Genomic DNA, 14,268 nt, shown 5'->3' on the forward strand with positions numbered 1-14,268 from the left:
ATCGCTTAGTGGTGGCCTTCAGAAAAATCTGATGAGTGCTTCTGCAGATACTTCAGTACCAGCGCCTTGCTGTCGGTATCGAAGTTAACGAATGCCATCATGCCGTTGAACATGCCAGGCCAGGTGTTGGCATCAAAGTGAGCTTCATCAGGCTGGGTGTGACAAACTGAACAGTTAGTCTGGTAAGACTGTTTAGCCTGTTCCCAGATTGGCTGAACGTCGTCAAGCAGGGCTTCTTTCTTCATCCACAGCTTCGCTGTTACACGCTGCCATGGCAGACCTGTCAGCTCATCTTCCTTGCGCTCAAACTTCTCAATAAGCTGATCGTTGGTTGATGCTTCTTTCAGTAGGGAGGCAACGGCGATGTTCATACCGAAGTCTTCCTGGATTACACGGCCGAAACCTTTGTCTTTACGCCAGCCAGATACTTCAACCTGGATAGCATCTTTAGTCTGGTCGACAACTTTAATTGCTGAGGCAGGGTTCAGCAGACCAGCTTCAGTGCTCAGGGCTTTCTCTTCGTAAAGAGGCAGGTGACGGACACTGATGTATTCGCTGCCAACTTCGAACTTTGTGTTAGATGCCAGTTGCTCCAGCTGGCTGATCATGCCACCGGTGCTGTCCATGTTATGAGGCAGGTTGTGGGCAATACCCTTGTGACAGTCAAGACAGCTCTGATCACGCTCGGCTGCTTGCTTCATCTGGATACGCGCGGTAGGGCGCATATTATCGAAATCCATGCTGTCGTAGTCGTGACAGTTTTTACATTCCAGGGATTTGTTTGCAGAGAAACGATCCCATTCGTGCTGAGCAAGGACAATACGGCGTTCTTCGAATTTTTCACGGGTGTCTAGATCACCAAAAAGTTGGGCGAACACTTCTTTGCTTGCTTGCATTTTACGGGCAATTTTATCCGTCCAGTCATGCGGAACGTGACAGTCAGGACAGGTAGCACGAACACCTGAAGTATTTTTCCAGTGAACTGTTTCTTGCAGCTCCTGATAAACATTATTTTCCATGGTATGGCAGCTAATACAGAATTCTTCTGTGTTCGTAGCTTCCAATGCTGTATTAAAACCACCCCAGAAAATAACACCGGCAAGGAAACCGCCAAGCGTTAAAACGCCCAAACTGATATGAACACTCGGGCGAGACAATGTTCGCCAGATCTTAATTAAACTTGATTTCATACTGTGTACTCTTGTTGTTGATTTTGATTATTGTTGTGAGGTCTGCACACGTCTTAGTGGCCAGGAGGCCCAAAGAACAGCGCTTGCATCATCCATACGATGAAGCCGTAACCGCCAACAAACATCACGCTCAGAACCGGAAAGAGCACGACAGTAATTAAAAAGAAAGTTCGCCATTCAAGCTTTCGCTTATCCTGGCTTGTAGTAGAAATCCCATTGTTCATAGTGCTACCTGCATTCGCTAATTTGATTCAATAAATATCAACAAAGAAAATTAACAATTTTATTTTTAGAAAGATCATAAGAGATATTTTTGCAGCGATTCAATTAGCCTGAGGCTATTAATTTCTTTAATCGTTGGGTTTTTTGATCTTCAACGGAAAGATGAATGGGAATAATATTATTGTGACCCTTTGTATTTATATATTAATAAATGTTAATGATATTTTGAGGGAAAAATAGCCGTCAGGATGTGTTTTAATTGTTTTATTTGTAAGTGACTTGTGAGCGGTGTGTTGCTGCGAGTGGTTTGCGAACACTGTTTATAATGTTCTTATTATGCATAACAGATATTACAGTGTATTTTTTTATTGCCAATTACCATAAAGTGGTAATGGATGTGACTGGTTGTTAATAGGTGATGGCGTGCATATGTTTTTGTTCATTTTTGCTTAAATAAGAACGGTTGGCATTTAAAAATATTAATCGAAGTGCTTAATCATTATCATTAAAGAGAACGCAAATGCGACGAAATAGAAAGCCAGTCACAAAATGACTGGCTTGGGTTGGTGGTGGCTTAAGCGGTGTGGGTGAATTGTGTTCAGTGTGCCGACTCGAATGCCAGTGCTCTTTTTTCTACATTTCTGAATAGCAAGGTTAAAAAACCGTTAATTCCCAGGTAAAAAGCACCTGCAACACTGAATACAACGAGCGTGTCATAAGTCTGAGCATTAATCCGTTGCGCATAACCCATGATGTCCATGATAGTAATCGTGCTGGCAAGTGAAGTCCCTTTGAAAACCAGGATGACTTCATTGGAATAAGCCGGAATCGCACGACGAATTGCGTAAGGGAGTAATACACCCAAAGTCGTTTTGGTATTCATTCCCAGTGCTTGACAAGCCTGCCATTGACCGGAAGGAATGGCTTTAAATGCACCCTGAAAAAGTTGGGAACTGTAAGCTGCGGTATTGAGAGCTAAAGCGAGCATGGCGCAAAACCATGGCTGGCTTAACCATTGCCATAAGATACTGTCACGGACGGCTTCAAACTGTCCCGGACCGTAGTAAATCAAAAATATCTGTACTAGCAGTGGAGTACCGGTAAAGAGGGTGATTAGGCCGCGACTTATCCAGTGAACGACAGGTGTTCGCAGGATCAGAGAGACGGTCATACACAATGCCAGTGTACAGCCGACCAGCAATGAAACCATGGTAAGTTCAATACTGGTTGTCAGGCCTTCAAGGAGTTGCCAGATATGCTGTTCGTTCATGCGGTGGCTCCTTGCGTTTGATTAAACCCTTGTGCCGAAAATTTATGGTCCAGCAGTTTGACTACTTTTTGAGTGATCAAAGTGATAACCAGATAAATCAGGGCTGCACTGGCGTACCAGGTAAAACTTTCATGAGTGGCTGCTGCTGTCAATTGCGCTTGCTTAAGCAGGTCGGTAACACCGATCAGAGATACCAGCGCAGTGTCTTTAAGCAGAACCAGCCATTGGTTGGTTAGTCCCGGCAGGGCATGGCGTACTGCCTGTGGCAGCACAATACGGAAGAAAGCCCAGGGTTTGCTGATGCCCAGTGCGCTGGCTGCTTCACGTTGGCCATTGGGTACGGCTTTTAACGCACCTCTTAGCGTCTGCGCAGCATAAGCTGCAAAAATCAGCGACAGGGCAATAACGCCGGACAGGAATGGACTGACTTCCACAAAATCGCCGGTCAGAATAAACAGTACCTGAGTTGAGCCAAAGAAAATAAACAGTACAACCAGCAGTTCAGGAAGGCCGCGCAGAACGGTGACTAATGCCGTGGTCGGCCAGGCAATGAATTTGTAGCGAGACATTTCACCGCCAGCGAATGCAATTGCTAATACCAATCCGGCTAACAGGCTGGCAAAAGCCAGCTGCAAAGTCAGCCAGCCAGCTTCAGCCAAAGTTAGCGCATAACCAGATAACGCCATATTACTTACCGAAATATTTATCAAAAATTGCCTGGTACTCACCGTTAGCCTTTACGGTTTTCAGTGCCGCGTTTAGCTTGTTGACCAGTTCCTGATTATTTTTATTTACTGCAATACCAAAGCCGTTACCGAAGTATTGGGCGTTGGTGATTTGCTTTCCGACATAAGTCAGTTTGTCGTTTTTCTTAAACCATTCAGCAACTACAGCAGTATCGCCGAATACAGAATCAATACGACCATTCTGCATATCAAGGAAAGCATCCTGATAGCTGGCATACGGCACAGCGGTAACACCAGGCATTTGGTCAATCAGGTAGCTCTGGTGAGTCGAGCCGTTCTGAACTCCGATACGCTTATCTTTCAGCTCATCCTGGCTGGCCACTTTCCCGCTAATCGCAACAAAAGCTGCCGCATTGTCGTAGTACGCGTTGGTAAAGTTCACTTGCTGCTTACGTTGCTCGGTAATATCAATACCTGAAATTGCTGCATCGTAACGACGGAATTTAAGTGCAGGGATCAAGCTGTCAAAAGGTTGGTTATGGAAAGTACATTTTGCATTGATCTCTTCACACAGTGCATTTGCCAAATCCACATCGAAACCTTGGATTTGGTTATTTTGATCCATGTATTCAAATGGGGCATAGGTGGCTTCCATTGCAAATTTAATTTCGTCCTGCGCTGCTGCCTGGGCTGAAACCAAACCAATAAGGGAAGCCAGTAAGATTTTTTTCATTGCGATACTCCATGCGTAACTGTTCTCTGCATCCCGTAATGTCGTGATGCAGGATTAATAGGTTTAAATAGAAAGAAAGTGATTTGTTGACTAGTGCGTCAGGTATTCTGCGAACTGAGCTGTTGCCGGATTAACAAAAGCGTCTCGCGTGCCGTGCTCAACGATTCGACCTTTTTCAAGGTAGAGAACATGGCTGGCAATTTTTCTCGCGAAGTCGACTTCATGAGTTACAACAACCTGGGTGATTCCGGTTTCGCTCAGTTGGTTAATAATCTTGACGACCTGATTGGTGATCTCCGGATCCAATGCGGCTGTCGGCTCATCAAACAGTAATATATCCGGCTTCATCATCAGTGCGCGGGCGATAGCGACACGTTGTTGTTGACCACCGGAGAGTTGCATTGGCCACGCATCTGCTTTATCTGCAAGCTGAAGAGTTTCAAGGATCTCCAGCGCTTCTTTTTTAGCGTCAGTTTTGTCTTTGCCTGCAACTTTGACTGGCGCTTCAATTAGATTTTCCAGCACAGTTAAGTGTGGCCATAAGTTGTATTGCTGAAAAACCATTCCGACTTTACGGCGCAGGCGCAGTCCTTCCTGCTCCTGAATAGAATTGCTGAAATCGAAACTTTCATTGGCAATGGCCAGTTGACCGTTGCTTGCGGTTTCAAGCAGGTTCAGAACCCTTAGGAGGGAACTCTTACCTGCACCACTTGGGCCAAGAAGCACAAGGGTATCTCCTTTATTACAGCTGAAGCTCACATCATGGAGCACCTGTGCCGGACCGTAGAATTTATTGATATTGCTTAACTGAATACTCATGCTGACATACTGCATTAATCGTCACTGGGGTCTATATTACTCAAAGTGATTTCTTATGCAAGATAAATGTATAAATAATCCTTGAGGCAATATTTTTTGTGCTGCTAGAAGGTCGGTTAGCTGTTTATTGCTTTTGTTTTCAGCGCATTCTTGGCAGAAATGAATGTCTGGTTTGAGAGAGTGAAAAGCTGGTGTGGGTAATTAGTCACTTTGAGTGGGAAGAATTTGAATTGTATAAGAGGCAATAAAAAAGGCTGCCAAGAGGCAGCCTTTGTTAATTATTCGCTGAGGCGAAAATTTTATGCGGTTTGTGCGTGCTCAATAGACTGGCGGTGCGCTTTAACAACCAGTGAATAACCGATCAAAGCGATAAAGCCGGTTGAGAACATCGCGATTGTTACTGTCATCAGGCCATGTGCTGCGAATGCAGATACAATACCGCTGGCGGCAAAACATACCATGGTTTGCAGGAAGTTAAGCAGGCCGGCAGCTGTCGCACTACAGCTCTTGAAGTCTTCCAGCGCTTTGCTGATGATGATTGGATAGATTGCACCGTTTGCAACAGCCAGCAGACAGAACGGTACCAGGATTGGCCAGATTGTCTTAGGTTCTGTGTTCATTGAAATCAGGAACATTACAGTCACGCTGGTCAGGAATAGTTTCAGGATCCATGGCAGGATGCGCTGGCTGTCATATTTCGCAAGCAGCGTACGGCAACCGTAACCACCGATGATGAAAGCAACAGTTTGTGGTGCATAGCTCAGACCGATATCGGCACCAGAGTAACCCATTGCTGACATAACAAATGGTGAGCCAGTCAGGTAGGCGAAGAAAGCAGCAGAACAGGCAGCAAAAATCATCATGTTACCAATGAATTTTTTTGAACTGAGGATCTGCTTGTAATCATGACGTAACTGAACTGTGATCTTTTCTTGCTTTTTGTCTAAATTAGCGCTTTCAGGCTCTTTTAGCGTCATAACGGACATAACTGCACCAAAAGCAACAAGGGCTACAAAGATGCTTCGCCAGCCGAAATGACCTTCAAGCATGGCTCCAGCAAGTGGGGCCAGTGCCGGTGACAGAGCAACCAATGGCATAATTGTAGCAAATACTCGCTCAGATACCTTACCTTCATAGCGATCAACGACTACTGCTTGCCAAATAACCGTTGCACTACAAGCACCTAACGCCTGAGCTAAACGTGAAATAAGCATGATTTCGATGTTCGGTGCAAAGGTACAACCAATAGATGCGATGCTGAAAAGCAGCATGCCGCCCATTAGAACTTTGATACGGCCGATACGATCTGACAGCGGACCATAGATCAACTGACCCAATGCCATGCCTAACAGAAAAATACTTAGAGACAATCCGATAAGTGATTGTGATGTATCAAAATCTGAACGCATTGATTCAAAAGCAGGCAAGTACATGTCAGTAGCAAGGTAACCAAGCATACTTAGACATGCAAACCAAAGAAGAGTGATTTTAGAAGGTTGTTTGTTCATAAAAGAGGGATCTTTTTGTATTACTTTTGCGGCCAGTTTAATGTTGCAACGCGATGCTGTGAAACGGTAATATTTCAACATTGCTTTCAAAAAATTTGATTTGATATGTTTTCGTACAATGATCTGCAAGTTATTGATGTTGTTGCCCGCAGGGGCAGTTTTTCCGGTGCGGCGGAAGAGTTGCATAAGGTTCCAAGTGCAATAAGTTACACGGTTCGGTTAATTGAAGAGCGATTAGCTGTCGATTTATTTGTCAGGTTGCACCGTAAGGTTAAGTTGACTCCTGCCGGTGAATATTTTGTTGAAGAAGCAAGAAAGCTGATTAAGCAAATGGATCAGATCAAATATCAGACCCAGCGGGTAGCTAATGGTTGGTCACAGAGTGTTTATGTTGCCCTGGATACGGTGGTGAGAGAGAGTAGGGTGAATACGCTGGTTCGTGATTTCTATCGACAGTTTCCTGATGTTGAACTTCATTTGTCTATGGAAGTGTTCAATGGGGTTTGGGATGCATTGGCTGACGGTCGCGCAGATATAGCTATCGGGGCAACAGCTGCGGTTCCGGTCAGCGGTTCATTTGACTACCGGGATATGGGGACTCTTTACTGGAAGTTTGTAGTTGCACCGGATCATCCTTTAGCTAATGCTGACTATCCGTTAGAGCCTGAAGAGCTGATGCAGTATTCGTCAATTTGTATTGAAGATACTTCGCGAGTATTACCTAAGCGGGTGACCTGGCTAATGGATAACCAGCGTCGGATTATGGTGCCAAACTGGCACAGTGCATTGCAGTGTCTTAAGGCTGGGTTGGGGATTGGTGTTGTTCCTGAGCATATGGCACAACCGAGAATTGATTCCGGTGAGCTGGTGGAGAAAAAGCTAGCAACCAAGCCTGCAGCGAGTCCGTGTTGCCTGGCATGGAATAAGGAAAGTCAGAATCCGGCGATTGAATGGTTGCTGGAATATCTGGGGGACAGTGAACAGCTGCACCGTGAATGGATGAGATAGAGTTGAGATGGCCTGAGGCAGTGTTAAGAAGCAGAGAAAATGTGGGCAGGAAGTGCCCACATTTTGAAAGGGATTCCGACGGAATTTACTCGTCAGATTCTGCTGAATTCTCAGACTGCTCTTCCGTTGCAGTTTCTTCAGGTAATTGCTGGTTTTCTGCCGCCGCTTCTGCTTCCATCTTGGCTCGCTCAGCTTTGGAGATGTAGCGAGGCTTGTTGCTGCGGTGAATTTTTGAATTCATCTTTTTATGCTTCTTCAGCAGCGTTTCTTTCACTTTTTTCTTACGGTTCATTTTGTTCCGGTTTTCTGTTTCATTCGAATAAATCAGCCGCAGATTGTAACGGTAATACGGGCGATGACAAGTTTAAAAGTCTGCTTGTTATTCCGATTTTAAGGTGTGATACCCGGCCCAGATCCGCGAGAGTGTAGTTATCCAGCAAAGGCTTCCGAAAATCCATGCAATGGCAGAGAAGTGCTGAGGTAACAGGCAGAACAAAACGAAACAGGCAATAGTTTCAGTGCCTTCAGTCAGGCCGCCAATGTAATACAGCGACTTGTGTTGGTATACAGGACTTTCAATATTACGTTTGCTTGCCATGATAGCAAAAGCCAGAAAGCTGGAGCCGGTGCCGATAAATGAAAAAATCAGGAATGCTCCTGCGACAGCGTTGGTTTGTGGGTCGGCAAGAACAAAACCAAAGGGTATCAGCGAGTAGAAAAGGAAATCTAAGGTAATATCCAAAAAGCCGCCGCAGTCGGATATTCCCTGTCGTCGTGCAACAGCACCGTCGAGACCATCGAAAATGCGGTTTAAGACGATAAACCCGAGTGCCCATTGATATTGCTGGAGAACCAATGCAGGCAGAGCCAGTAGGCCGATAGCAAAGCCGGCAATGGTAATTTGGTTAGCTGTAATACCGAACCTATCCGGCAGAGCTGCAGCGGTGGTTAAAGGTCCACGGATAACCTTAATTGCGTACTGATCTAACATCACACACCTCTTGGTTTATTCAGGCTGGATTGCCAGGGCCAGTGAAGAACGCTCCCGTCTGCCGGAATATCATCTTCATCGTGTGTCACCATTAGCGCGGGAATATTTTTCGACTTAATCTGCTGAAATACAAACGCCCGAAATTCACTGCGCAATGCTTTATCGAGTTTACTGAATGGTTCATCCAGCAGAACTGCGTGAGGTTCAGACAGAAGCATTCGCATTAAGCTGATACGTGCGCGTTGCCCGCCGGAGATCTCCGGTGGCATTTTATTGGTAAGCTCGGTTAATCCAATTTTGGAAAGTGTCGCCATCGCGGTTTCTTTACGTGCTTTTCCGTTGACTGATTTAGGTAATCCGAAAGCCAGGTTTTCCCAAATATTCAGATGCGGAAACAGCAGATCATCCTGAAACAGAATCCCGATTCGGCGCTGATTTGGTACTAATCCGTTCATTGCTATTTCATTCAGGCGTATTTCGCCACTCAGCTCAAACGCCGGACTCAGGTGACCGGCTATGGCGCTGAGCAGGGTGGATTTACCACAACCGCTCGGTCCCATCAGAGTGAGGACATTGCCCGCCTTTACCTTGAAACTGGTTGGTTCAAATAATGCGTTCTCACCATTAGTTAAGGTGAGGTTTTCCACAGATAACGTCATCCGTGTTGTGTCTCCGTTGTTGCTTTTCTTGACGGTTAAAACGAGACGAGTAACGGCTCGCCGTTAACGCCAGGGTGAAAAAGATAAATGGCAGCATGCCTTGGAGCAGGCCATAAACGGCACTGACCCGACGATCTTGTCCGCTGGCAAGTGCGACAGCTTCTGTGGTTACGGTTGAAATCCGGCCTGCGCCCAGCATTTGGGTTGGCAGGTATTGCGCAAGGCTGACACTGATGCCGACAGCCAGGGCCAGCCATACTGAAGGCAACATAATCGGCCGTTTTACTCGCCATAGGGTTTGCCAGCCGTTAAGGCCCAGGCTGCGGGCAGATTGATCTAAGCGGATGTCATAGCTGCGCCACGGTCCGTCTAATGACAAGTACATATACGGGAAGACAAAGAACAGGTGGCTCCAGGTAACCCACAGCCAGTACCATTGCCCCGGCACAAAATAGGTGCTGATCTGAATACCAAACAAGATGGACAGTTGAGGCAATACCATAGGAATTGCGATAAGCCAGCCGGGCAAGCTGCGCTGGTATTTCTGTCGGTATTCAAGGCAGGCAACAGCCAGAATTAAAGCCAGTAGACTGCTGATTAGCGCCAGGGTCACACTGTTTGTTGTCAGTTCAATCAGTGAATAGGATTCCTGTTGCCAGAACCGCGAGCTGTAGCGGCTCGGAAGCAGATCCGGAAAACGCCAGCGGTGAGCAAAAGACCACAGTCCCAGCACCGGCAGCACTATCAAAGGCACTGCGACGAAAGTGGCATAGCCGGGAAAGTGCCAGCGTTTATTATTTGTATGCAGAGAAGCCTCAGCAGAAGTGAATTTCGGACCACTGATCTGCCATTGGCGACAATATGACAAAGAGAACCATTCCACAAAGCGAATAAAACCGAGGGCCAGCAATGCAATGGTCAGTAAAAGAATCGCACCGACAGCGGCACGGGGTAGCAGTGTAAGCTCCGGCTCATTGAACCATTGCCAAACCAGAACAGAGAGTGTTGGCGGGCGCGATGGGCCGAGGATCAACGCAACATCAACCACAGAAATACCGTAAGCAAGCACGGCAAAAATAGGTAGCCGCATTTTTGGCAGCCACTGCGGCAAAATGATTTTGAGCCAGCTTTCTTTCTCGCTGTAACCTAATCCGCTGGCAATGGCCTGCAAACGCGTGACTTTGATTTGCTGAAGTACTGAAATACTCATCAGCAACATAAATGGCGTTTCTTTTATCGCCAATGCCATAAGCAAGCCGATACCAAACTGATCCTGTGTCAGGCTGAACCAGCCACTGGTATTTAACCCAAGGTTTTCCAACACCCGGAAGAACCATCCGGTAGGAGCAAACGTGAAAGCAAAGCCAATTGCAAAAGCAACATGTGGCATTGCCAGCATAGGTGACAAGCTGTGCTCGATACGTTGCCAGCCGGGCTTGTTCCAATATCGGCGTAATACCAGAAAGCAAAACAGGGTTGCCAGTGATGTACTGCCGAAAGCACTCAGCAGGGTAAGCAGTATTGATTCGTTCAGTCCGGGCCATTGGGCGACAGCTACAAACGCGGATACCCCCGGCTCTGATAATCCGAGTTGGGGAAGCCATGAGAAAGCAGGTATCACAATTCCCAGTAATCCGGGGATTAACGGCAGGACGCAAAGTAGTAGGGTGAGCAGGAACAACAAATGAATCATAACAAGCCTGGTTAACGGGCATTCAAGAGAAGCATGAATGCCCGAACATAAGATTAACTACCGTAGCGCTTCTGCCATTCCAGCTCTATTGCTGTCAGCCAGCTTGGATGGGGCTCAGGAATGGATTTGAACAGTGAAAAGCCTTGAGCTCCGCCTTTGGCAAGGGCTTCTGCTTTCAATACAGAGGGATCACCCCAGATTGCGCTGTCTGCTTTGCGTGCCTGCGCTTCTGGACTCAGCAGGAAGTTAATGGCAACCAGGGCACCTTCCTTCGCGGTGGCATTCCAAGGAACGGCCAGGAAGTGAATATTTGAAAGAGCTCCCTGTTGGAAAGCATAAGTCTGAGCTGTTTCAACCAGATTACCACGCTCGATAGCTGCATTGGCTGCATTCGGATTGAAAGTAATCGCCAGCAACAGCTGCTGATCGTCTAATAACTGGATAGTTTCACTGGTACCTGACGGAAAGCGTTTCCCTTGCTGCCAGGAGACTGGATGAAGTTGATCCAGATATTGCCATAGCGGCGCGGTAACTTGCTCGAACTTCTCTTTATCCGTTTTAATATCGATTGGCTGGTACAGTGCGTTCCTTTCTTTAGTCAGCTCGATAAGAGCGGCTTTCAGGAAGCTGCTGCCATGAAATTCCGGTGGTTGCGGATAGCTGACTTTGCCGGGGAAGGCCTTCGCCAGACTTAATAATTCACTGAAGTTCTGCGGCGGGTTGTTCAGTGTCATTTTGTCATGAATAAACACTAGCTGGCCAACTCCCCATGGGGCTTCTAACCCTTCAGTCGGCTCGGTAAAGTCTTCGTAAACCGGTAGTGATTTATCGACATACTGCCAGTTTGGTAGCTGTTCAGTTATCGGTCCGTACAGTAAACTGCCGTCCTTCATAGATCGGAAGTTCTCACCGTTAATCCACACCATATCGACGCTGCCGCCGGTGTTTTTCCCGGCTGTCTTTTCTGCCAGCAGGCGCTGAGTGGTTTCTGCTATGTCGGCTACTTTTACATGCTTTAGAGTAACGCCATACTCAGCCTGTAGTTGACGACCTGCCCAGCGAAGGTAATCGTTGATTTCCTGGCTACCGCCCCATGCATTAAAGTAAACAGTCTGCCCGCGGGCTTTTTCCACTGTTTGCTCCCAATTCTGTGTGGCGGCAGAAGTTGCTGTGGAATCTGATGCCGCCAGAGCATGGCCCAGGCTAGCAGCAAGTGAAATGGCTAATCCTAAAAAGAGTTGTTTCATTTTAGTTAAATATCCCTATTTTCATTCAATACAGTTTCTGACGGTGCTTTATTGCCCGCATACTTATTATTCTCTTTACGCATCCAACGGTGATATTTCTCGACCCAAGCAAGTAAAGCCTGAGGGGCGTTGGCCTGCTTCCAGATTCCGGCGGTATATTTGGCAGCTTCGCTCATCGTCGGGTAGGGGTGAACAGTGCCAAGGATCTTATTCAACCCCAAACCATGCCTCATAGCGAGGGTGAACTCCGCTAACAGTTCACCGGCATTACTGCCGACAACAGTGGCACCAAGGATCTTATCTTTGCCTTTTGGAGTAATTACTTTAATGAAGCCGTGATCTTCGCCATCTGTAATCGCACGGTCAAGGTCATCGATCCCATAAGTGACCACTTCAAAGTCGATACCCTGCATTTGGGCTTCTTTTTCGTTAATACCCACTCGAGCAACTTCCGGTGAAGTATAGGTTGCCGCCGGTAATACGGAGTAATCGGCTTTGAATTTCTTGAAATGTCCGAAAAGTCCGTTTACTGCTGCATACCATGCCTGGTGAGCAGCCGCATGGGTTAACTGGAACGGGCCAGCAACATCGCCTACTGCGTAAATGTTCGGGTACTTGGTTTGCAGGTACTCATTCACATCGACAGTGCCACGCTCAGTTGTCGTGATGCCAAGCTCCTCCAAGCCAAAGCCCTGAACGTTTGCTACACGACCAAGTGCCAGCATTACCGCATCAAATTCAACGACTACCTCGTTATCAGTGTTTTGGTCGAAGTTGTTACGGTGAAGATAAACGCACTGGACCTGACGGCCATCTTCAGCAATGGTTGATTCAAAACGCACTGCTTTATAGCCGAGTTTGATGTCAACGCTATCTTTTTCAAGCCCGTTTTTCACCAGTTCAGATGCGTCATTGTCTTCGCGGATTAACAGTTGTTCCGCCATTTCTACCAGAGTGACTTTACTGCCGAGACGGCTGAAGCTTTGTGCCAGTTCACATCCGATTGGGCCACCACCGAGCACTAATAGACGTTCGGGTTGTTCTTTCAGTGACCAGATTGAATCTGAGGTCAGGTAGTTGACCGTTTCAAGCCCTGGAATATTCGGTACAAGAGGACGAGCCCCCGTTGCGATAACAATATTACGGGTTGTAATGCGCTCATCGTTAACTTCTACTTCCCATGGCGAGAGGATTTTTGCATCGCCCTCAATACAATTAACACCAAGCTTTGTATAGCGTTCTACTGAGTCGTGAGGCTCTATTTTCTCTATCACCTTATGGATGCGAGCCATCACCTGCCCAAAGTTGACCTGAGGCTTCTCGGTTGTAATTCCGAAGTCCTGTGCACGGGAAATTTCGGCCATGGTGTGAGCGGCACGGATAATTGCTTTAGACGGTACACATCCGGTGTTAAGGCAATCTCCCCCCATTTTATGACGCTCGATAAGAGTTACTTTGGCTTTCACTGCCGCAGCAATATAAGAACTGACCAAGCCACCGGCACCGGCGCCGATCACAACCATGTTCTGATCGAAGTGCTCTGGGCGTTGCCAGTCGCCGTATACACGGCGTTGGTTGATGATGTTCATTACCATCTTCGCAATAAGCGGGAACAGGCCAAGCAGAGCAAGAGAGATCAGAACCGGAGCAGAAATGATGCCGTTGAGGGATTCAATCTCACCTAACTGAGTACCGGCGTTGATATATACCATGGTACCGGCGAGCATCCCGACCTGGCTCACCAGGTAGAACATACGGGTACTGATTGGTGTCAGGCCCATTACCAGGTTCACGATAAAGAATGGGAAAATAGGAATCAGACGCAGAGTAAAGAGGTAAAACGGCCCGTCTTTCGCGATTCCTGCATTAATTGGTTCAAGACGATTGCCGAATTTATTTTGAACCCAGTCTCGCAGGATGTAGCGGCTGAACAGAAACGCGAGTGTGGCCCCTATGGTACTGGCAAAAGACACCAGCAGCAGGCTCCACCAGAATCCAAACAGTGCAGCACCCAGCAATGTCATGATGGCAGCGCCTGGCAGCGACAACGCTGTGACGACCACATAGATGACAAAGTAGATCAGGCTGGATAAAAAAGGCTTCGCTGCAATAGTATCTTGCAGGGCAATTTGCTGAGCCTTGGCTTGTTCCAGTGTGAAGTACTGGCCAAGATCCAACGTAAACCACAGACCGATAAGGCTGATTATTGTCCCGAGGAGTAGCAGTTTTTTTCTATCCATGA

The 14,268-nt window shown here is 47.0% G+C and carries 14 protein-coding genes; 1 reads left to right on the top strand and 13 read right to left on the bottom strand.

Annotated elements, in window-relative coordinates:
• Positions 1 to 5: 5 nt before the first annotated feature.
• The 7 genes from torC to punC form a co-directional block, all read right to left on the bottom strand.
• Positions 6 to 1,190 (bottom strand): pentaheme c-type cytochrome TorC, encoded by a 1,185-nt coding sequence (gene torC, locus C942_RS00065; protein ID WP_007461068.1) that lies wholly within the window; start codon positions 1,188 to 1,190, stop codon positions 6 to 8.
• A 53-nt stretch (positions 1,191 to 1,243) separates the two neighbouring features.
• On the bottom strand, positions 1,244 to 1,414 hold the full coding sequence (torE, locus tag C942_RS00070; RefSeq protein WP_007461070.1) for a trimethylamine N-oxide reductase system protein TorE: 171 nt from the start codon (positions 1,412 to 1,414) through the stop codon (positions 1,244 to 1,246).
• Positions 1,415 to 2,010: 596 nt separating this feature from the next.
• Positions 2,011 to 2,682 carry an arginine ABC transporter permease ArtM gene (gene artM / locus C942_RS00075; protein WP_007461072.1) on the bottom strand — a complete coding sequence of 224 codons (672 nt, stop codon included), beginning with the start codon at positions 2,680 to 2,682 and terminating at the stop codon, positions 2,011 to 2,013.
• The gene (artQ, locus tag C942_RS00080) at positions 2,679 to 3,368 is read right to left on the bottom strand and encodes an arginine ABC transporter permease ArtQ (protein WP_007461073.1); all 690 of its coding nucleotides are present in this window, start codon (positions 3,366 to 3,368) and stop codon (positions 2,679 to 2,681) included. Before artQ ends, artM begins: the two co-directional genes overlap by 4 nt.
• Position 3,369: 1 nt before the next feature.
• Positions 3,370 to 4,101, bottom strand: coding sequence for a lysine/arginine/ornithine ABC transporter substrate-binding protein (locus tag C942_RS00085; RefSeq protein ID WP_007461075.1), 732 nt, complete (start codon positions 4,099 to 4,101; stop codon positions 3,370 to 3,372).
• 90 nt (positions 4,102 to 4,191) lie between these two features.
• Positions 4,192 to 4,920 (bottom strand): arginine ABC transporter ATP-binding protein ArtP, encoded by a 729-nt coding sequence (artP, locus tag C942_RS00090; RefSeq protein WP_083882285.1) that lies wholly within the window; start codon positions 4,918 to 4,920, stop codon positions 4,192 to 4,194.
• Between the two features lie 299 nt (positions 4,921 to 5,219).
• Positions 5,220 to 6,428, bottom strand: coding sequence for a purine nucleoside transporter PunC (punC, locus tag C942_RS00095; protein WP_036798244.1), 1,209 nt, complete (start codon positions 6,426 to 6,428; stop codon positions 5,220 to 5,222).
• Positions 6,429 to 6,533: 105 nt separating this feature from the next.
• On the opposite strand from punC, the gene punR reads away from it, so the two are divergent.
• A complete protein-coding gene (punR, locus tag C942_RS00100) occupies positions 6,534 to 7,436 on the top strand; it encodes a DNA-binding transcriptional activator PunR (protein WP_007461081.1) in 903 nt (300 codons plus the stop codon).
• A gap of 85 nt (positions 7,437 to 7,521) precedes the next feature.
• Here the strand turns inward: punR and C942_RS00105 are convergent, their stop codons facing one another.
• The 6 genes from C942_RS00105 to C942_RS00130 form a co-directional block, all read right to left on the bottom strand.
• Positions 7,522 to 7,728 carry a DUF2986 domain-containing protein gene (locus C942_RS00105; protein ID WP_007461083.1) on the bottom strand — a complete coding sequence of 69 codons (207 nt, stop codon included), beginning with the start codon at positions 7,726 to 7,728 and terminating at the stop codon, positions 7,522 to 7,524.
• Positions 7,729 to 7,815: 87 nt separating this feature from the next.
• Positions 7,816 to 8,427 (bottom strand): CDP-alcohol phosphatidyltransferase family protein, encoded by a 612-nt coding sequence (locus C942_RS00110; RefSeq protein ID WP_007461085.1) that lies wholly within the window; start codon positions 8,425 to 8,427, stop codon positions 7,816 to 7,818.
• A complete protein-coding gene (locus tag C942_RS00115) occupies positions 8,427 to 9,086 on the bottom strand; it encodes an ATP-binding cassette domain-containing protein (protein ID WP_036798144.1) in 660 nt (219 codons plus the stop codon). The genes C942_RS00110 and C942_RS00115 overlap by 1 nt, the downstream gene beginning before the upstream one ends.
• A complete protein-coding gene (locus C942_RS00120) occupies positions 9,052 to 10,779 on the bottom strand; it encodes an ABC transporter permease (protein WP_007461090.1) in 1,728 nt (575 codons plus the stop codon). The genes C942_RS00115 and C942_RS00120 overlap by 35 nt, the downstream gene beginning before the upstream one ends.
• 53 nt (positions 10,780 to 10,832) lie before the next feature.
• On the bottom strand, positions 10,833 to 12,026 hold the full coding sequence (locus C942_RS00125; protein WP_007461092.1) for an ABC transporter substrate-binding protein: 1,194 nt from the start codon (positions 12,024 to 12,026) through the stop codon (positions 10,833 to 10,835).
• Between the two features lie 5 nt (positions 12,027 to 12,031).
• Positions 12,032 to 14,266 carry an FAD-dependent oxidoreductase gene (locus C942_RS00130; protein ID WP_007461093.1) on the bottom strand — a complete coding sequence of 745 codons (2,235 nt, stop codon included), beginning with the start codon at positions 14,264 to 14,266 and terminating at the stop codon, positions 12,032 to 12,034.
• Positions 14,267 to 14,268 lie beyond the last annotated feature (2 nt).

The organism is Photobacterium marinum, from assembly GCF_000331515.1.
Lineage (GTDB): Bacteria > Pseudomonadota > Gammaproteobacteria > Enterobacterales > Vibrionaceae > Photobacterium > Photobacterium marinum.